This is a genomic window from Pseudomonas sp. ANT_J28 (assembly GCF_008370005.1).
Classification (GTDB): Bacteria; Pseudomonadota; Gammaproteobacteria; order Pseudomonadales; family Pseudomonadaceae; genus Aquipseudomonas; species Aquipseudomonas frigoris.
In genome coordinates, this window is record NZ_VOBM01000006.1 from 41,365 (window position 1) to 60,062 (window position 18,698).

Sequence of the window (18,698 nt, forward strand, 5' to 3'; positions counted from 1 at the left end):
TGCGCGGGACTACTTAAAACGTCACGGAGAACCACACTATGAGCACTGATGGTGCTTTGAGTCGAAGCCGTCTGCTGCCGAGCCTGCTCGGTATCCTGCTTTTGCTACTGGGCCTGGCCATGCTGGCAGGCGGGATCAAGCTGAGCATGCTCGGCGGCTCGCTGTATTACCTGCTGGCCGGTATCGGCCTGGCGCTGACCGGCGTGCTGCTGATTGTCGCTCGCCGCGCTGCACTGGGCCTTTACGCACTGGTGCTGTTCGCCAGCACCGTTTGGGCCTTGTGGGAAGTCGGCCTCGATTGGTGGCAACTGGTGCCGCGTCTGGCCATGCTCTTTGCGCTGGGCATCGTCATGTTGCTGCCGTGGTTCCGCCGTCCGCTGTTGCTCACTGGCCCTGCGCCGATGGGCACCGGCGCACTGAGCGTGGCCGTGGTGCTGGCGGGCGTTGCTGCGCTGGCCAGCCAATTCACCAACCCGGGTGAAATCAAAGGCCAACTGGACCGCGACAGCGTGCCAGGCATGACCAACACCGCCCCGGCCATGCCCGACGGTGACTGGAATTCCTACGGCCGCAGCGCTCACGGCGATCGTTACTCGCCACTGGCGCAGATCACCCCGCAGAACGCGAACAAACTCGTTCCGGCCTGGACCTTCCGCACCGGCGACCTGCCAGGGCCGAACGACCCGGGCGAAACCACCGCCGAAAACACCCCGCTGAAAGTCAACGGCATGCTCTATGTCTGCACGCCGCACAGCCAGGTGATCGCGCTGGACCCGGACACCGGCAAGGAAATCTGGCGTTTCGATCCGAAGCTCTCCACGCAAAACGCGGCGAACTTCAAGGGTTGGGCGCACATGACCTGCCGTGGCGTGACGTATCACGATGACGCCCCTTACGCGTCCGCGCAAAGCCCGACGGGCACCGCCAACCCTGCGCCGGTCAGCAGCGTCTGCCCACGCCGGATCTTCCTGCCGACGGCCGACACCCGTCTGATCGCCCTCGACGCCGACACCGGCAAAATGTGCGAAGACTTTGGCGACAAGGGCCAGGTTGATCTGCGCGCCAACATCGGCGGCTTCACTGCGGGCGGTTACTACTCCACCTCACCGCCAGCGGTCACTAAAGACCTGGTGGTGATTGGGGGCCACGTCACCGACAACGTCTCCACCGACGAGCCTAGCGGCGTGATCCGCGCGTTCGACGTGCACACCGGCAAACTGGTGTGGAACTGGGACAGTGGCAACCCGGACGACACCACGCCGATTGCCGAAGGCAAGGTCTACACCCGCAACTCGCCGAACATGTGGTCCATGTTCTCGGTCGACGAAAAACTCGGCATGCTTTACCTGCCGATGGGCAACCAGACCCCGGACCAGTTCGGTGGCGCGCGTACGCCAGAATCGGAACTGCACGCCGCCGGCCTGACCGCGCTCGACATCGCCACCGGCAAGGTGCGCTGGCACTTCCAGTTCACCCACCACGACCTGTGGGACATGGACGTCGGCGGCCAGCCAACCCTGATGGACCTGAAAACCGCAGACGGCGTGAAGCCAGCGGTACTCGCGTCCACCAAGCAAGGCAGCATCTACGTGCTGGACCGCAGCACCGGCAAGGCCATCGTGCCGATCAACGAAGTGCCGGTGCCACAAGGCGCTGTCGAAGGTGATCACACTTCACCAACCCAACCGAAATCCGACCTGAACCTGATGCCGCCGCCGCTCAAAGAACGCGACATGTGGGGCGTCACCCCGTTCGACCAACTGATCTGCCGGATCGACTTCAAATCCATGCGCTACGACGGCCCGTTCACGCCGCCATCGCTGCAAGGTTCGATCGTGTACCCAGGCAACTTCGGCGTGTTCGACTGGGGCGGCATCTCGGTTGACCCGGTGCGTCAGATTGCTTTCATGAACCCGGACTACATGGCGTTCAAATCGAAACTGATCCCGGCCGCCGAAATCGCCGCCCAAGGCCCGCGTAAAAGCGAAACCGAAGGCGTGCAGCCGAACAAAGGCGCGCCATACGGCGTCATCCTCGAACCCCTGCTCTCGCCACTGGGCCTGCCGTGCCAGGCACCGGCCTGGGGTTACGTGACAGCGGTCGACCTGACCACCAGCAAAATCATCTGGAAACACAAAAACGGCACCGTGCGCGACAGCTCGCCGGTTCCGATTCCGTTGAGCATGGGCGTGCCTAGCCTGGGCGGTACCTTCGTCACTGCTGGCGGCGTTGGTTTCCTGAGCGGCACCCTCGACCAGTACCTGCGCGCCTACGACGTGAAAAACGGCAAGCAGTTGTGGGAAGGCCGCCTGCCAGCAGGCGCGCAAACCACGCCGATGACCTACACCGGAAAAGACGGCAAGCAATACGTGCTGGTCGTTGCGGGCGGTCATGGGTCGCTGGGCACCAAGCAAGGTGACTACGTGATTGCGTACAAACTGTCCGAGTAAGTTTTAGCGGCGGTTAAAGGAAAGGCGACTCCTGTGAGGGGGTCGCCTTTTTTTCTACGCAGCGGGCATAAACGCAATCGGACGGTGTTATTTCTCAATCACGTCAGGGCGCATGGGTGCCAGTCTGGCGATCAAGCAGTTTTGTACGGGGACGCTGATGCCCTGTTCATCCATCGCGGCGATAAGGTCTTCGACCAGTGCATTGAAGTCGCTGCGGCTGACGTTCTGACCCTTGTGACTCTCGGCCATGCTGTCGCCGGTGTACACACAAGGGCCGCCCGCTTCGACGCAGAACTGTTCGATCAGTTTGTCCCGCAGGCGCTGGATATCAATCTTGCGAAAACGCTCGACGATGCGTTCATCCCTGGCGATTTTCAGCAACATGCCTTCAACAATCCGAGTGATCCCCGGACGCTCGCCGAGGTCGCGGTAGAGGCTGTCGTCCTTGGGCGGTTGCTGTACGCAGGCACTCAACAGCAGCGCCAGAATCAGAGGGAAAATCCGCATCAGAAACTCCCCTGGATCGACAGATACGTGCCGTTCTGGTTATCCAGCGTGGCGATTTCGCCGAGCCGGGCGTAGGCCAACACCACCGAGACATGCTTGTTGGGGAAATAGCCGATAAACAGGTCCGCCCAATCGCTTTCCCCGGAGAACGACAGGTTGTCTGGTTTCTCTCGATACTCAACGCCCACCGCCCAACGCGGATTGAACAGCACCGCGACCGAACCTTCTTTCAACAGGCTGCGCGAGTCGCGACGATCACCGCCAAACCCCAGCAACCCCAACTCGTTCGCACGGCTGTAACGCAAGCTGCCATTGACCAACAGGTTGTAGCCAAACGCTGCGCCCATGAACAAACGACTGGCGGCCAGATAACCTTCGGTATCGCTGTCACGCTTGGCGCCAACCAGGCTGGGGATCAAAAAATCACGCTGATGTTTGTATTCCAGTCCCAACGAAACCTGCGGCAAGTCGTCGTAGATCACGTCGCCAAACAGCCGAATCTTCACCCCAAGCACGTCCTGTCCGAGGCTGTCTTGCGGCAGGTTCAGCTTGTGCACCAACGAACCGAGATCAAAGCGTTGCCGGGCAAAGGACAATTCAACGCGGTTGTCATAGGCCAACGCGAGACCCGCCACATCCAGCCGATAGTCCGGCAGGTTGACGGTGGTGGCGAACGCCGTGGCGCCCCACTCATTCTTTTCGCCATAACCGGCGAGCACCGCCCACGGCGTGATGCCACCGCCCGCCGTACCTTCGAGGCTGCTGGCGCCGCCGGTGGCGATCAGACGACCGTTATCGGCCACGGCGGTTTGCAGGGTCAGGCCGACGAGACAGCCGAGCAACAGGGAAAAACGTGAAGTCATGAATCAATGAACCATGGAAGTTTGAGCGCTCAGGGGCAACGCCACCCAAGCTTCGAACGCCGCCGCGCTCAGCGGGCGACTGATGAGATAACCCTGCGCCGTGTCGCACTGCCAGCGTTCGAGCAAACGCAGGCTGTGGGCATATTCAACGCCCTCGGCCACCACTTTGAGTCCCAGGTTATGGCTCATTTCGATGGTCGAACGAACGATCACCGCGTCCTCGCTGGTTTCATCCAGATCGCGAACGAAGGACTGATCGATCTTCAACTCTTGCACCGGCAAACGCTTGAGGTGTGCCAGCGATGAGTAACCGGTGCCGAAGTCATCCACCGACAAACTGATGCCGCAATCACGCAACCGATGCAGCACTTTCAGGGCTCGCTCCGGTTCACGCATGACCGCGCTTTCGGTGATTTCGAAAATCAATTGTTCAGCCGGCAAGCGATAATCGCGCAACAGCGCCGAGACCCGCTCGGCCAGGTCATCACTGAGCAAGTCCTCGGCAGAAATGTTCAGCGACAGCTGCAAACGCAGGCCCCGGCGATTCCATTCCGAGAGCTGGCGCATGCCTTCGCCGATCACCCAATTAGTCAACGTTTGAATGCTGCCGGTGCGCTCGGCCAAGGGAATGAATTCTGCCGGCGAGACCATGCCAAATTGCGGATGCTGCCAGCGCAGCAAGGCTTCTGCCTGGCGTACATGGCCTTTGCTGATGTCGAGTTTGGGCTGGTAATGCAGCAGGAATTCGCCATTGCTTGCGGCGTGGCGCAAGTCACGGATCAGGGTGATCTGGCGACGATGTACGAGGTCACGGCCCTGTTCGTAGATTTGCAGGCGACCGGGCAATTGCGCCGCGTCTTTCATCGCAATCGCGGCGCGCTCCAGCAAGGTGTGCGCGCTCAAGCCATCCACGAGATAGGCCGCGATGCCCATACGACACTCAAGCATCAGGTCATGGCCGTTGATGCGTTGGGGCTTGAGCAACAATTGTTGAAGCTGATCGGCCACCGCCACAGCTGCGTCACTGTCCATACCGTCGAGTAACAACAGGAATTCATCGGCAATCAAATGCGCCACGGTATCGCCGGGGCGCAGCGCGACTTGCAGGCGTTCGCCGGTCTGGCGCAGTAGTTGATCGACCGACTCAGGGCCAGCGGTTTCGTTGATTGCCCGCAGGTTATCGATGCCCATGTACACCAGCGCCATCGGTCGTTGTGCGGAGATCGCACTGCCCAAGCGTTCCATCGCCAGCGTGCGATTGGGCAGGCCGGTGAGTGGGTCGTGCAAAGCGTTGTGGGCCAGTTGCAGTTCACGCTCGGCGATGCCGCTTTGCATGGAATTGAACGCCGTGGCGAGCAGGCCCAGTTCATCGCTGCGCTTGAGGCTGACCGGCGTCTGGTAATCGCCCTGACCAATCCGCTCGGCGGCCTCGGCCAGCGCGCGCACCGGTTGCGACACACCACGGGCCAGTAACAAGGCGCCGGCCAGCGAGCCGAGCAACGCCACCAAGGCAATGCCGAGGATCTTTTCATCCAGCGGCGCGAAGGCTTGCATCGCTACATCCAGCGGACTTTGCAACAGCGCGATCACCTGGTTATCGCTGCCTTGCGGAGCACTCGCCAGCATCAACGACTGGCCGAGGAAATTCTGATCGTGAAGCTCACTCAACTGCACCTGGCTGCCCTGCCGACTGCCGAGCATTAATCGCATGAGGCTGTCGTTCATGGCACTGGGCTGGGTGCTAACCAACTCGCCGACGTGCTGGCGATCGACGGTGAGGAACGACACTTCAAGGTTGGTCAGCGACTGCAATTCAGCCGCCCAACTTGCGTCCATGCTGAACCCCATGACCACCCGAGCGATCGGCAGCGGCGCCAGCACCATGGCTTCCACCAACAAATGCGGTTTGCCCTGCAACGGCACGATCACCATGGTCTGTTGCGTGCGTCGGGCTTCTCGCAAGGCTTGGTCGTAGCGGAACGGCGTACCTTCGACGACGTCATCGAGGGTGCTGGCCAGGACCTTGCCGTCCATGCCCAGCAAAATCATGTCGCTGGCATTGATGCGTTTGCCATGGTTGAGCAGCACCGAGGCCATGGTCGCCGCGTCGCCGCTGGCCACCGCTTCGCGAAAACCGAAATCCGCTGCGAGCAACTGCGCGCCGTCGGCCAGCCGTCGGCCCCGCACTTCCAGTAACCGTTCGAATACCCGTGTGCCGACTTCCAATTGCGCACTGGCCTGGCCGCGCACCGCCGAGTTGGTCGCCGCCTTCACGCTGAAGTACAGCGCGCCGACCACCACCAGCAACAGCAGAATCAGGACACAGGCGACCCGCGCCTGAAAGCTACTGCGTAGTTTCATGGGCGGCTCGCTTAAAGGCATCGCCAAAGGCACTCGGTGCGGGCGCGGTCGGGGTTTGCTCGGCCTGGGCCTCGATGGTCAGGGTGAAGGCCTGCGTGAGGCCGGCCCCAGCGATTTTTACTTCGCCGCCGTCGACCGGTTGCATCCCCGAGGCTTGCGGGTGCCAGAGGGTGGCGTGATAAACCCCGGCCGGCGCGTCGAGGGTCAATTGGCCTTGGGCGTCGGTCACTCCGAAACGCGGGTCATCGGTGACATAGACGTAGCCGAGCATCCAGTCGTGAATGTTGCAGCCGAGCACCACCACGCCAGGTTTGTCGAACAGCACCGGGTCGGACGGCGTGCCTTCGTACAGCCGCAGTTCAAAGCGCTTGGCCGGCGAAAACGAATAGACCTGATGGCGGATGTTGTCGCTGTTGGGAAATTTGATCGGCGTGCCGGTGTGCACCGCCAGCACGTGGGGCGCGAATTGCTGACTGCGCTGGTCCATGTCGGCCTTGAGCGCGCCCACCGGCAGACCGCCCGGACCTTGCAGGGTGACGACCGCATCGGCCAGGGATTTGCCATTTTGATCGTGCATCTGGATTTGCAGCGGCGCGGCATTGGCCAAACCAATGAGGCAGAGCGCTGCGGCTATGAATAAAGCAGAAATCAAACGGGCCATGAGGCTTCCAAAAAGTCAGGGAGTCGAAATGGCCTGCCTTGGCGATAGGATCGTACTGAAGCCCGACACGAAGGGGATGATGCCTGAATTAAGGCCAAGTGCCATCACTGAATAGCACATGACAGATGACCGCTCGTCCGGCCAAAACTTATGCAACAAGTTAGCTTCTGTATAGGTTATCGACCACGAATGAAAAAACTGAAGACGGGACGAACGTCCTATCGGGCAATGACCTGTCAAAATCCTGAACACACCCTGAAATATCCATCGCCATTGAAACCACCCCCCACCTGCCCCATCTAACACCCATACCCAATTGCGCAGGTGCCCCATGAGCGACCAGCAAGAATTCCCCGAAGACCCGAGCGAATACGCCGACCCAGAGAACGCCGAACACCACTCCACCGGCAAAGGCCTCGCCCTGCCAGGCCAGAACCTGCCGGACAAGGTCTACATCATCCCGATCCACAACCGCCCGTTCTTCCCGGCCCAAGTGCTGCCGGTCATCGTCAATGAAGAACCGTGGGCTGAAACGCTGGATCTTGTGAGCAAATCCGATCACCACTCCCTGGCCCTGTTCTACATGGACACGCCCCAGGAAGATCCGCGCCATTTCGACACCTCGGCCCTGCCGCTCTACGGCACCCTGGTCAAGGTGCACCACGCCAGTCGCGAAAACGGCAAACTGCAATTCGTCGCCCAAGGCCTGACTCGCGTGCGCATCCGCACCTGGCTCAAACACCATCGCCCGCCGTACCTGGTTGAAGTCGAATACCCGCACCAACCCACCGAGCCGACCGACGAGGTCAAGGCTTACGGCATGGCGCTGATCAATGCGATCAAGGAACTGCTGCCGCTCAACCCGCTGTACAGCGAAGAGCTGAAGAACTACCTCAACCGTTTCAGCCCCAACGACCCATCGCCGCTGACCGACTTCGCCGCCGCACTGACTTCGGCCACCGGCAGCGACCTGCAAGAAGTGCTCGACTGCGTGCCAATGCTCAAGCGCATGGAAAAAGTCCTGCCGATGCTGCGCAAGGAAGTCGAAGTCGCGCGCCTGCAGAAAGAAATCTCCGCCGAAGTTAACCGCAAGATCGGCGAGCATCAGCGCGAGTTCTTCCTCAAGGAACAACTCAAGGTCATCCAGCAAGAGCTGGGCCTGACCAAGGACGACCGCAGCGCCGACATCGAGCAGTTCGAACAGCGCCTGGAAGGCAAGGTTCTGCCCGCTCAGGCGCAAAAACGCGTCGAAGAGGAAATGAACAAGCTGTCGATCCTCGAAACCGGTTCGCCGGAGTATGCGGTCACCCGCAACTACCTCGACTGGGCAACCTCGGTGCCGTGGGGCGTGTACGGCGAGGACAAACTTGACCTCAAGCACGCACGCAAGGTGCTGGACAAACACCATGCCGGCCTCGACGACATCAAGGACCGCATCCTCGAGTTCCTCGCCGTCGGGGCCTACAAAGGCGAGATCAGCGGCTCAATCGTGCTGCTGGTCGGCCCGCCGGGCGTAGGTAAAACCAGTGTCGGCAAATCCATCGCCGAATCCCTCGGTCGGCCGTTCTACCGCTTCAGCCTCGGAGGGATGCGCGACGAAGCCGAGATCAAGGGCCACCGCCGCACCTACATCGGCGCGCAACCGGGCAAACTCGTCCATGCGTTGAAAGATGTCGAAGTGATGAACCCGGTGATCATGCTCGACGAGATCGACAAGATGGGCCAAAGCTACCAGGGCGACCCGGCCTCGGCGCTCCTGGAAACCCTCGACCCGGAACAGAACGTCGAATTCCTCGACCACTACCTGGACTTGCGTCTGGACCTGTCGAAAGTGCTGTTCATCTGCACCGCCAACACCCTGGATTCAATTCCCGGACCGTTGCTGGACCGGATGGAAATTATTCGCCTGTCGGGTTACATCACCGAAGAAAAAATCGCCATCGCCAAACGTCACCTGTGGCCCAAGCAACTGGAAAAGGCCGGCGTGTCCAAAGGCAGCCTGAGCATCAGCGACAGCGCCCTCAAAGCTTTGATCGACGGATACGCCCGTGAAGCCGGCGTGCGGCAGTTGGAAAAACAACTGGGCAAACTGGTGCGCAAAGCCGTTGTGAAACTGATCGACGAGCCGAAAGCGGTGATCAAGCTCGGCCCGAAAGACCTCGAGTCCTCACTCGGCCATCCGGTGTTCCGTAACGAGCAAGTGCTGTCCGGTACCGGGGTCATCACCGGGCTGGCCTGGACCAGCATGGGCGGCGCGACCTTGCCGATCGAAGCCACGCGCATTCACACCTTGAACCGTGGTTTCAAACTCACCGGGCAATTGGGTGACGTGATGAAAGAGTCGGCAGAAATCGCCTACAGCTACGTCAGCTCCAACCTGAAGTCGTTTGGCGGTGATCCGAAGTTCTTCGACGAAGCTTTCGTTCACTTGCACGTCCCGGAAGGCGCCACCCCAAAAGACGGCCCGAGTGCCGGCGTGACCATGGCCAGCGCCCTGCTCTCGCTCGCCCGAAACCAGGCGCCTAAAAAAGGCATCGCCATGACCGGCGAACTGACGCTGACCGGGCATGTACTGCCGATTGGCGGCGTGCGCGAAAAGGTAATTGCGGCGCGGCGGCAGAAGATCTTTGAATTGATTCTGCCGGAGCCTAATCGAGGTAGCTTTGAAGAATTGCCGGATTATCTGAAGGAAGGGATTACCGTGCATTTCGCCAAGCGCTTTGCGGATGTGGCGAAGATTCTGTTCTGACAGAACTATAGCGTCAGTACCGACGCCATCGCGGGCTTGCCCGCGATGGCGTCGGCACTAACAACGACGGCTTCGCGTTGCCGTCACACTTTGTCTCATCTTCAGTTATGCTCGCCGTTCGTCGTGAATGCCGGAGCCACTGACCTTATGTCCCCCACCCGCCTGTTTGTCCCCCTCGCCCTCTCCTTGCTGGCCGCGTGCGCCACGCAACCGAAACAGAACGTGACCGTGGAAAAACAAAGCGAATGCCCGGTAAAACTGCACAGCGGGCAAAACCTGATCCTGACCCTGCCAAGCAACCCGACCACGGGTTACCGCTGGGCAATCCAGGATTCGGCCGGTGGCGTATTGCGCGCGCTCAGCCCAGAGGTCTACAGCAACCCGGCAGACGCGGGGATCGTCGGCAGCGCCGGCATCTCGACCTGGCGCTTCCAGTCCTTCGCCGCGGGCACGGGCCGTTTGCGCCTGACCTACTCACAGCCATGGGCACCGGAAGTACCGGCAGTGGAATCTTTCGACTGCGCAATCTCGGTTAACTGATCGTGAGCTGGCTGATTCTGGCGCTGATGGGCGCGGTGACGTTCCTTTATGGCCTCAGCGTGCATGCCGCGTTGTTGTGTCTGCTGGTCAAACCGCTACCGGTATTGGCCCTGCTCGGCTGGTTACATGACGCACCGCCCAGCGAATATCGGCGCTGGATCAGCCTTGGACTGATTTTCTCCCTGCTCGGCGATGTGCTGCTGGCGTGGCCGGGGGATTTGTTTGTGTTCGGGCTTGGGGCGTTTTTGGTTGCCCACTTGGCGTATCTGAAGGCCTATTTGAGCGATTGCCGGCGGTTGGCGTTGTTGCCATTGCTGATTGCGCTGGGTGTTGGCGCGGTGCTGCTGGGGATTTTGATTTCCCACGGACTGGGTCCGTTGCTGATCCCGGTGATTGTTTACGGATTGGCCATCAGCGCAATGCTCTGGCGGGCGCTGGCCCGGCTTGGGACCGAAGTGCCGAGACGCTCGGCGCTGCTGGCGGCTGGCGGTGCGGTGGCGTTTGTGTTCTCGGACAGCGTCATTGGCATCAGTCGATTCGTGGTGCCGTTTGAAGCAGCGCCTTATGTGATCATCCTTAGTTACTGGCTCGGGCAATGGGGGATTGCGGCCTCGGCGTTTGGCAAGAAAGGTACGGTCGTTGGAACGGAATAAATTGTTTTTCGTAATAGCATAAAATTTTTCATCTATCGCCAAACGTTATAAACAACTGTCAAATCTGACAGTAGCCCGGCGTTTCTTGCGAACTTATTATTTGAGTGCCGTAACCCACCACACATTTAATGCAAGGAAGAATCTTATGAGTTTTTTTAAAGGCAAAAACACAATCGCTTCTGCAGATTCAATTATTACCGTCAGTGCGGAAACTCAAGCCACAGTTTCAAACAGGGTGAAGTTTGATAGTCAAATTGTCGAGTTCGAAGCCGATCCCAATAGCAATCTAATTGCGCTGATCACTCGGACGAATACACAAGACTACTCGCATAGAAGTAAAAAAGGTCTGGTGCTGATATTTGATAAAAACATCAAATCCGGCACCTATTCAGTCACAGATCAAAATTTCCCCTTCGAAAATGTCTATTACTTCGAAACCGGAACCATCCCTGGCTATACCACCTCTTTTTCATATAAGCCCAAGAGCGGTTCTTTCTCGGTAGAAGCGGTCGAGAGCAGTTCTGAGAAACTGCATTATCAAATCAAATTTGATTTCAAAGGGGTAGACGATAGGAATGAAGAGCTTAAAGTCGCTGGCCAATCTACCTATATCGTGCTGATGAAACCGTTGTAATCACATTTAAGTAATGATTGGACACGTCTCAGTTTTGGGACGTGTCCAATCATTTTTCAATTAGCGTTTCCTCTCTACATGCTACTCCCTGACCTTCACTGGTCAGAATCCCCGCCAGACATCTCTCACGCTTTATCAGACAACCCGCGCATCCCCCCGTCAATTTGGCTAAAATGCCGGCCTTTTCCACCTATGCCGCTGGAACCACCGTGAGCAAAGAACCCGATCGCCTTTTCGCCCAGCCTTTGGCCCAGGTGCCTGACTTCGCCTTTAACGAGGACGTGGTGCGGGTGTTCCCGGACATGATCAAGCGCTCGGTGCCGGGTTATCCGACCATTGTTGAAAACCTTGGCGTACTCGCCGCGCAGTTCGCACAGCCAAACAGCGTCCTTTACGACCTGGGTTCGTCCCTCGGTGCCGTGACCCAGGCCTTGCGCCGGCACGTGCGGACCGACGGCTGCCGCGTCATCGCTGTGGATAACTCGGCGGCGATGGTCGAGCGTTGCCGCGAATACCTCAACGGTCAGGACTCGATGTTCCAGGAGCTGCTGCCGGTCGAAGTGATCGAAGGCGACATCCTGGCCCTCGAATTCCAGCCAGCCTCGGTGGTGGCGCTGAACTTCACCCTGCAATTCATCGCCCCGGAACAGCGCACGGCGTTGCTCTCGCGTATCCGCCAATCGCTGTTGCCCGGTGGCGCGCTGATTCTGTCGGAGAAGCTGCGCTTCAACGACCTCGAAGAACATGCGCTGCTCACTGACCTGCATGTCGCGTTCAAACGCGCCAACGGCTACAGCGAACTGGAAATCGCCCAGAAGCGCAGCGCCATCGAAAACGTCATGAAGCCCGACAGCCTCGAAGAACACCGCGAGCGCCTGCTGGCCGCCGGGTTCTCGAAAGTCGTGCCGTGGTTCCAGTGTCTTAACTTTGCCTCGTTGATTGCCTTGCCATGATTGATCTGTCCCCCCTCGCCCGCCGTTTGGCCGGCACGCCGCTGGCCGATTGGGCCAACACTCTGCAAGCGCAACTCGACAAGAAAATGGAAAAGGGTCACGGCGATCTGGAGCGTTGGCAGAGTGCGCTGGACGCCTTGCCAAAGATTCAGCCCAGCGAAGTCGACCTGCTCAACGGCCTGACGCTGGACACCGATTGCGATGATGAAACCCGCGCGCAAATGCGTACCGCGCTGATGGGCCTATCGCCGTGGCGCAAAGGGCCGTTCGATTTGTTTGGTGTGCACGTCGACACGGAATGGCGTTCGGACTGGAAGTGGTCGCGGGTTGCACCGCATCTGGATCTGAAGGGTAAACGCATCCTCGATGTGGGTTGCGGCAACGGCTACTACATGTGGCGCATGCTCGGTGCCGGGGCCGACAGCGTGATTGGTGTTGACCCGAACTGGCTGTTCTTCTGCCAGTTCCAGGCGGTGCAGCGATACCTGTCCGAGCCCAATGCCTGGCACTTGCCGTTCCCTTTCGAAGACTTGCCGCCGAATCTGGAAGGCTTTGACACGGTGTTTTCCATGGGCGTGTTTTATCACCGTCGTTCACCGATCGAGCATTTGCTGGCGCTGAAGGATTGCCTGGTCAAGGGCGGTGAATTGGTGCTGGAGACGCTGGTGATCGAGGGCGATCAGCAGCAGGTGCTGGTACCGGAAGACCGTTATGCGCAGATGCGCAACGTGTGGTTCCTGCCGTCGGTACCGGCGCTGGAGCTGTGGCTGCGCCGGGCCGGGTTCACGGATGTTCGCTGTGTTGACGTGAGCGTGACGACGGTCGAGGAACAACGCGGGACGGAGTGGATGAAGTATCAGTCGCTGAGCGATTTCCTTGATCCGGAAGATCACAGCAAGACGGTTGAAGGGCTGCCGGCGCCGATGCGCGCCGTGATCGTGGCCCGCAAGTAAAGGCAAGATCAAAAGATCGCAGCCTTCGGCAGCTCCAGGTGGATCGCATTTCAATGTAGGAGCTGCCGCAGGCTGCGATCTTGGCGATCTCAGTCTCTACTGGCTCTTCGAGCCTTGAAGAACTCGCTTAATACGGCCCCACACTCTTCCGCCAAAACCCCGCCTTCGTACAGCACCCGGTGATTCAAAAAGCCTTGGGCAAAAAACTGCCCCTGACTCTGCACAATCCCGGCCTTCGGCTCCAGCGCCCCATACACCACCCGCGCAATCCGCGAATGCACGATCAGCCCGGCGCACATGCTGCACGGCTCAAGCGTCACGTAGAGCGTGCTGCCGGGCAGACGATAATTGCTGGCTGCCAACGCGGCAGCGCGGATCGCGACCATCTCAGCGTGAGCACTCGGGTCGTTGCCGCTGATCGGGCAGTTGAAACCCCGACCGATGATTTCACCGTCCTGCACCAGCACCGCGCCCACCGGCACTTCACCGAGCGCCGCGCCTTGAGCGGCGAGCGCCAACGCTTCGCGCATGAAGTCACGATCGCGGCTGCGGTCGATGATTGCTGTCGGGCGTATCTGACGCATCAGGCCACCTCGATAGCGGCCATCAGGCCGGTTTCCATGTGATCGATCACATGACAGTGAAACATCCACACCCCTGGGTTATCCGCCACCAGCGCCACTTGCGCGCGTTCGTTCTTGCCCAGCAAGTAGGTGTCAGTGAAGTACGGTATGACCTTGTGCCGGTTTGAGGCGATGACCTTGAAGCTCATGCCGTGCAGATGAATCGGGTGTTGATACTGAGTCATGTTTTTCAATTCGAAAATGTAGCTCTTGCCCTTCTCGAGCTTGGCAATCGGGCGGTCGGCGCAGGTTTTGTCGGTGATGTCCCAGGCCTTGCCGTTGATCTGCCACAGGCTCGGCGGCTTGCCATTGTCGACGTTCACCGACACTGAGCCTACCCATTCGAAATTGAAGTTGAGTTTCTCCGCGTTGGCCAGGTCCGGCTCGGCCACCGGGTTGGCGGGCAACGCGGGTGGCCATTCGGTCGGTGCATCGGCATTCGCCACCGAACGGAACGTGCCCAGTCGTACCGGACCATTGCGCAGGGACAGTTCCTCACCGGCCGGCGGGGCTTTGATCGCCAGGCAGATACGCATGCCCGGGCCAAGCCAGTATTCCTTGCCCAATGGGCGCGGTTCGATGGGGTTGCCGTCCAGCGCATAGATCTGCGCTTCGACGCCAGGGATGTTGAGTCGGTAGGTCAGGGTGTTATCGAGGTTGAGCAGGCGCACCCGGGTGATCTGCCCGGCGGGCAATTCGATCACCGCTTGCGAGACACCGTTGATGGTCGACAGACGCCCCGCCGTGCCACCACGGGCCGCTTCGCGAGGAATGCTGAACGCGACAAAAGCGCCCTCTTCATCGACGTGCCAGCTCTTGAGGCTCAAGGTTTTCTCGTACTTGAAACCGGTAGGCTCGCGCTCTTCGATAATCAGCGGGCCGACCAGCCCGCGACCGAGTTCTTCGCTGCTGTTCACATGCGGGTGATACCAGTAGCTGCCAGCGTCGGGCACGCGGAATTTGTAGTCGAAGTATTCGCCCGGCAGCACTGGAAGCTGCGAGACGTAGGGCACGCCGTCCATTTCCAGCGGCAGGCGAATGCCGTGCCAGTGAATGGTGGTGGCGACCGGCAGGTGGTTGATGAAACGTACCCGCAGCCACTCGCCCTGACGCACGCGCAACTCGGTGCCCGGCGCCGACGGGCCGAACGCCCAGGCTTCGGTCTTGTGCCCGGCCACCAGTTCAACGTCCAGCGGTGCGGCGATCAGCTCGTAGTCGTGGCCCGCGTCGGCGTCGGCCATCTTGCCCAACCAGTACCGCGACGCGCCCCCCGCTCCGACACCAACGACAACAAGACCGGCCAGGCCACCGAGGATTTGGCGACGGGTAAAGGACATGAACGCGACTACCTCACTTGAAAGCGGCAGGCCTGAGCCCGCAAAAGGCGAATACGATACACCTGCAACTGCGAAACAGTAAGAGCAACGCGACCATGGGCCGCAGGGCGGGGACTACCTGACAAGGCTCGATGTCCTACTCAACGCCTGCGCAAACAGCCACGGCTATCGTCCCGACGGCCTACAGATCGAGCTGATCTTTCTTGAGATAGTGAGCGACCTTCCACCCGCTTTCGAAGAGAGAATCATGGACGATCCCAACGACACATTCGTGCCCGACGCCACCGACGTGTTGGCGCTCCACGCCCTGATCCCCGGCCTGGTCGCCGACTGCCCCGACATCTACGCCATGGCGTATCAGGTTGCCAAAGACATTCTGCTCCAGCACAACATCACCGACATCGAACCCGACAAGGTCTACTGGCACCGATTCCGCGCCGCGCAAAGCAGTTCGAAGACCTTTACCGGCTGGCAACACGTGTTTGAAAAACCCAGGGAGTCGATGACCTTCCCGCAACTGGTGATACAGCGTTTCAGTGTGCACGACCAGGATAACGCTGACCTTCTGGACGCCGACAGCGGCTTCTATCGCGCCGATGGCAATGCCGGAAACTACGACGAAACCAACGAAATTCGCCTGCACACCAAGGATGCGCTGAAAGCCTTCTGGGACATCAACTTCAGCGACCGCTACAAGACTGCCATCGCCACGTTCTGGGAACAGCACAGTGCCGATTTTCGAGCCATGGCCAAATGCACTTTCATCGCCAAAGCCATTGAAAGCTATGAGAGCGGCTATTTGTCCGGTGATCAACTCACCTTGGTCATGCAAGCCGCCGCCAGCAACGCTAGCCGGCCACTGACTCGAACAATGCTGACGGACGAGGCGCAACCGGGAAGCGGTCTGACCATCCGCAAATTCTGCATCGATCAATTCGACTCGACCGACATCCTCAGCTTTACCGACGAGCACGACCTGAACATCCTCTACCTTCCGGGAGAACCCAGGGGGTTTTACTGCTTCAACAAGGTCGAGGAGTTGCACCAATGGCTGGTCGATGAGGTCAAGGACGCCGAAGGCCGTGAACGCATGTTCATGCACTTCAAACAGCAAGAGCGCGACATTTTTCAGGAACGGCCGACCTCGCTGGGGCACAAGCTCGCCAACTTCACCGGCATTGGCCTGATCATTCACGCGTTCGAGGAAACGCCGATTGATAACGTCGGCCTCACCCATGCCTATGACGTTTTGCCCGGCAAACATGACGTCGCGGATTATCATTTGCTGCACTACCGTGGCGAAAAAATAGTCGGTGATGCGTTCAGCCATCTCAGTCAGTCCACCCACGAGCGCATGCTCAGCGACGCCAATTTCCTCCTGCGCTCCAACGGCGAGATCAGGAAAAAACTATGGATTGGCTATCTCAACGCCTTCAACCACACCTTCGGGCCAATGGCCGCGCTCGCATGGCCGGCGGCGCTGGTGGTTATCGGTGCCGGCATCGCCAATGTCGGATTGCAGATCGACCAGGCCATCAACGCCCCCACTCCGATGGAGCGCAAGGCCGCCGTCACCGCTGCAATATTTGGCAGTGTGGATGTCCTGTTCAATTTGCCGTTCCTGTGGGGTGCCGCTGAACTGGCAGACGCTGCCGAGCTTGGAGAGTACGCCGAGACGCAAGAGGCGCTTGCAACCCAGACAGAAACTGAACTGACGCCACCACCCGGGCTGCCTGTGCCGATCGCCGAAGCGGGTCCGACCGACGCCCAGATCCTCGCCCCGTTTGACACCAATGAGGTGCTTGACGGTTACTTCCCGGTCAGTGACGACGGTAAGTACAAGGGTATGTATCAACCCAATGGCGGCGGCAATTACATTGCCATGGACGATCGTTTTTTCCAGGTGAGCTACAACAACCAACTGAAGTGCTGGGCAATCATCGACCCAACCAATCCCTATTCGTTTTACCGCAACATTCCAGTTCGCCTGAATGAAGAAAACGAGTGGGAAATGATCTTGCGCGGCGGTTTGAGGGGTGGTGGTAAAAACCTCTCCAAACCAGCGACACCGAAACCCGGACCGAGCAACGGCGATTCCGCGCAAACAGCAAACACCTCCGATGGGGCAGCGCCTCAAGCACAGGCAGGTACCTCGACAGGAGCCCGCGCACCGGCGCGCCTTCGCACCCTGGAGACGCCATACGATGCGGATCCTCAATTCAAGCGAGAGCTCAGAGGATGGGCTTTGAATCTGCAACGCACTCATGTGCGCGTGATGCGCATTAACAACAGGCTCACAGTAGAAGACTCTTACGCACCTTACTACAGCCGCAAACTAGCGGATCTGAGGCGCGACGCCGGACGGTTCTTCAATGAGTTGAACTGGAGCGAACTGCCACCTCGGCCAATGTTATTTACCGTCGACGAGCCCATGAGCATTGCCGAACTGATTAAGCGAGTGTTCGAGGTGACCCATGGGTTGGTCGTGGGTGAAACCCTGGACCGCATTACCAGCCTGCGCTTCATGATTGAAAACATGCACGAGTTCGCTCAACGGGGGGTGAACACGATTTACATGCGAGGCTTGCTCAGCGATTTTGCCCAGCAGGATCTGAACAGCTTTTTCGAATCGGGGAACATGTCCGAGGATCTGAAAAACTACCTGATCAGTATCGGCCAGGACCCTGCCGGACGTTTCAACGAACTGGAACTGATCAAGAGCGCAAAACAAAACAACATCCGGGTCCAGGCAATCGATAACTCGGTAACGCTTAAAAAACCAATCCCCGACCGGCTGATTGAAGAGCAAATGATGAGCAACAGCCTGACGAACCAGATCATGCAGGCTGACACCACGTTGAACCATCCTGGGAAATGGGTGGTTTTAACGGGAGTGGAAAATACCAATACCTTCCGGGGGATGGCTGGCATCAGTGAGCTGCGAGGGGGGATCGGCTTGCGAATAGAAGAGGTCGATCCTGGCCAAAGCCTGGGCATTACCCTGGATCCCGGCATCGAGATTGATCGTGGCCCCATCCTCCAGCACGAAACAATGCGCGGTACTTCCGAGATGTTTCATGCAGACCTTCGCCTACAAATTGAAGCACCACCGGTCATCAGAACCGAGCGGCAAACGGAAAAGCTTCTCAATGTACCCGGCAAGTACCTGTTCGAAAAGAACGCAGGCGACTACACCCTGTTCCACCAAAACAGAGAAAAACAGATCACCCGTACGCCCGTCCAGCGACTAGCCAATGGCGACTATGTAGTACATCGGCCCTCCTGGCCGCAAAACGGCGTGCCTTTCCCCAGCATTGACGCGCTGTCCCGCTCCCTTAACGACTCAGGCCTGAGGCTGGTAACGCGCATTCCCACTTGACCCGTTTTGTAGCAGCAATTGCACTCACTTAATTC

Annotated in this window: 14 protein-coding genes; 8 read left to right on the plus strand and 6 right to left on the minus strand. The window is 59.1% G+C overall.

Annotated features, from left to right (window positions below):
- Positions 1–38 precede the first annotated feature (38 nt).
- Entirely contained in the window at positions 39–2,450 is a 2,412-nt protein-coding gene (locus FQ187_RS05375) for a glucose/quinate/shikimate family membrane-bound PQQ-dependent dehydrogenase (RefSeq protein WP_149628691.1), read from the plus strand.
- Positions 2,451–2,537: 87 nt separating this feature from the next.
- On the opposite strand, the gene FQ187_RS05380 is transcribed toward FQ187_RS05375, so the two are convergent.
- The 4 genes from FQ187_RS05380 to FQ187_RS05395 are packed head-to-tail and all read right to left on the minus strand — an operon-like array spanning position 2,538 to position 6,842.
- Positions 2,538–2,957, minus strand: a complete 420-nt coding sequence (locus FQ187_RS05380; RefSeq protein WP_149628692.1) for a group 1 truncated hemoglobin — start codon at positions 2,955–2,957, stop codon at positions 2,538–2,540.
- Positions 2,957–3,820: a DUF3034 family protein gene (locus FQ187_RS05385; protein ID WP_149628693.1), complete on the minus strand. Its 864-nt coding sequence runs from the start codon at positions 3,818–3,820 to the stop codon at positions 2,957–2,959. Before FQ187_RS05385 ends, FQ187_RS05380 begins: the two co-directional genes overlap by 1 nt.
- A 3-nt stretch (positions 3,821–3,823) precedes the next feature.
- Positions 3,824–6,181, minus strand: coding sequence for a bifunctional diguanylate cyclase/phosphodiesterase (locus FQ187_RS05390; RefSeq protein ID WP_149628694.1), 2,358 nt, complete (start codon positions 6,179–6,181; stop codon positions 3,824–3,826).
- Positions 6,165–6,842, minus strand: a complete 678-nt coding sequence (locus FQ187_RS05395; protein WP_149628695.1) for a methylamine utilization protein — start codon at positions 6,840–6,842, stop codon at positions 6,165–6,167. Before FQ187_RS05395 ends, FQ187_RS05390 begins: the two co-directional genes overlap by 17 nt.
- Before the next feature lie 331 nt (positions 6,843–7,173).
- On the opposite strand from FQ187_RS05395, the gene lon reads away from it, so the two are divergent.
- The 6 genes from lon (at position 7,174) to cmoB (ending at position 13,324) form a co-directional block, all read left to right on the plus strand.
- Positions 7,174–9,591: an endopeptidase La gene (gene lon / locus FQ187_RS05400; RefSeq protein ID WP_149628696.1), complete on the plus strand. Its 2,418-nt coding sequence runs from the start codon at positions 7,174–7,176 to the stop codon at positions 9,589–9,591.
- Positions 9,592–9,738: 147 nt separating this feature from the next.
- Positions 9,739–10,131 (plus strand): protease inhibitor I42 family protein, encoded by a 393-nt coding sequence (locus FQ187_RS05405; protein WP_149628697.1) that lies wholly within the window; start codon positions 9,739–9,741, stop codon positions 10,129–10,131.
- A 2-nt stretch (positions 10,132–10,133) separates the two neighbouring features.
- The gene (locus FQ187_RS05410) at positions 10,134–10,784 is read left to right on the plus strand and encodes a lysoplasmalogenase (RefSeq protein ID WP_149628698.1); all 651 of its coding nucleotides are present in this window, start codon (positions 10,134–10,136) and stop codon (positions 10,782–10,784) included.
- Between the two features lie 145 nt (positions 10,785–10,929).
- Positions 10,930–11,418 carry a hypothetical protein gene (locus FQ187_RS05415; RefSeq protein WP_149628699.1) on the plus strand — a complete coding sequence of 163 codons (489 nt, stop codon included), beginning with the start codon at positions 10,930–10,932 and terminating at the stop codon, positions 11,416–11,418.
- A gap of 173 nt (positions 11,419–11,591) precedes the next feature.
- The gene (cmoA, locus tag FQ187_RS05420; protein ID WP_178122677.1) at positions 11,592–12,371 is read left to right on the plus strand and encodes a carboxy-S-adenosyl-L-methionine synthase CmoA; all 780 of its coding nucleotides are present in this window, start codon (positions 11,592–11,594) and stop codon (positions 12,369–12,371) included.
- On the plus strand, positions 12,368–13,324 hold the full coding sequence (cmoB, locus tag FQ187_RS05425) for a tRNA 5-methoxyuridine(34)/uridine 5-oxyacetic acid(34) synthase CmoB (protein WP_149628700.1): 957 nt from the start codon (positions 12,368–12,370) through the stop codon (positions 13,322–13,324). Before cmoA ends, cmoB begins: the two co-directional genes overlap by 4 nt.
- 89 nt (positions 13,325–13,413) lie before the next feature.
- Here the strand turns inward: cmoB and tadA are convergent, their stop codons facing one another.
- Positions 13,414–13,908 (minus strand): tRNA adenosine(34) deaminase TadA, encoded by a 495-nt coding sequence (gene tadA / locus FQ187_RS05430; protein WP_149628701.1) that lies wholly within the window; start codon positions 13,906–13,908, stop codon positions 13,414–13,416.
- Positions 13,908–15,284, minus strand: coding sequence for a multicopper oxidase family protein (locus FQ187_RS05435; protein WP_149628702.1), 1,377 nt, complete (start codon positions 15,282–15,284; stop codon positions 13,908–13,910). The genes tadA and FQ187_RS05435 overlap by 1 nt, the downstream gene beginning before the upstream one ends.
- A 247-nt stretch (positions 15,285–15,531) precedes the next feature.
- Between FQ187_RS05435 and FQ187_RS05440 the strand changes: the two genes are divergently transcribed.
- Complete coding sequence (locus FQ187_RS05440; RefSeq protein ID WP_149628703.1) at positions 15,532–18,663, plus strand: membrane-targeted effector domain-containing toxin; 3,132 nt, start codon at positions 15,532–15,534, stop codon at positions 18,661–18,663.
- Positions 18,664–18,698 lie beyond the last annotated feature (35 nt).

Excerpts from the sequence above, each read along its gene's own strand:
- FQ187_RS05375 (WP_149628691.1), top strand. The coding sequence starts at position 39 with ATGAGCACTGATGGTGCTTTGAGTCGAAGCCGTCTGCTGCCGAGCCTG.
- FQ187_RS05380 (WP_149628692.1), bottom strand. The coding sequence starts at position 2,957 with ATGCGGATTTTCCCTCTGATTCTGGCGCTGCTGTTGAGTGCCTGCGTA.
- FQ187_RS05385 (WP_149628693.1), bottom strand. The coding sequence starts at position 3,820 with ATGACTTCACGTTTTTCCCTGTTGCTCGGCTGTCTCGTCGGCCTGACC.
- FQ187_RS05390 (WP_149628694.1), bottom strand. The coding sequence starts at position 6,181 with ATGAAACTACGCAGTAGCTTTCAGGCGCGGGTCGCCTGTGTCCTGATT.
- FQ187_RS05395 (WP_149628695.1), bottom strand. The coding sequence starts at position 6,842 with ATGGCCCGTTTGATTTCTGCTTTATTCATAGCCGCAGCGCTCTGCCTC.
- lon (WP_149628696.1), top strand. The coding sequence starts at position 7,174 with ATGAGCGACCAGCAAGAATTCCCCGAAGACCCGAGCGAATACGCCGAC.
- FQ187_RS05405 (WP_149628697.1), top strand. The coding sequence starts at position 9,739 with ATGTCCCCCACCCGCCTGTTTGTCCCCCTCGCCCTCTCCTTGCTGGCC.
- FQ187_RS05415 (WP_149628699.1), top strand. The coding sequence starts at position 10,930 with ATGAGTTTTTTTAAAGGCAAAAACACAATCGCTTCTGCAGATTCAATT.
- cmoA (WP_178122677.1), top strand. The coding sequence starts at position 11,592 with ATGCCGGCCTTTTCCACCTATGCCGCTGGAACCACCGTGAGCAAAGAA.
- cmoB (WP_149628700.1), top strand. The coding sequence starts at position 12,368 with ATGATTGATCTGTCCCCCCTCGCCCGCCGTTTGGCCGGCACGCCGCTG.
- tadA (WP_149628701.1), bottom strand. The coding sequence starts at position 13,908 with ATGCGTCAGATACGCCCGACAGCAATCATCGACCGCAGCCGCGATCGT.
- FQ187_RS05435 (WP_149628702.1), bottom strand. The coding sequence starts at position 15,284 with ATGTCCTTTACCCGTCGCCAAATCCTCGGTGGCCTGGCCGGTCTTGTT.
- FQ187_RS05440 (WP_149628703.1), top strand. The coding sequence starts at position 15,532 with ATGGACGATCCCAACGACACATTCGTGCCCGACGCCACCGACGTGTTG.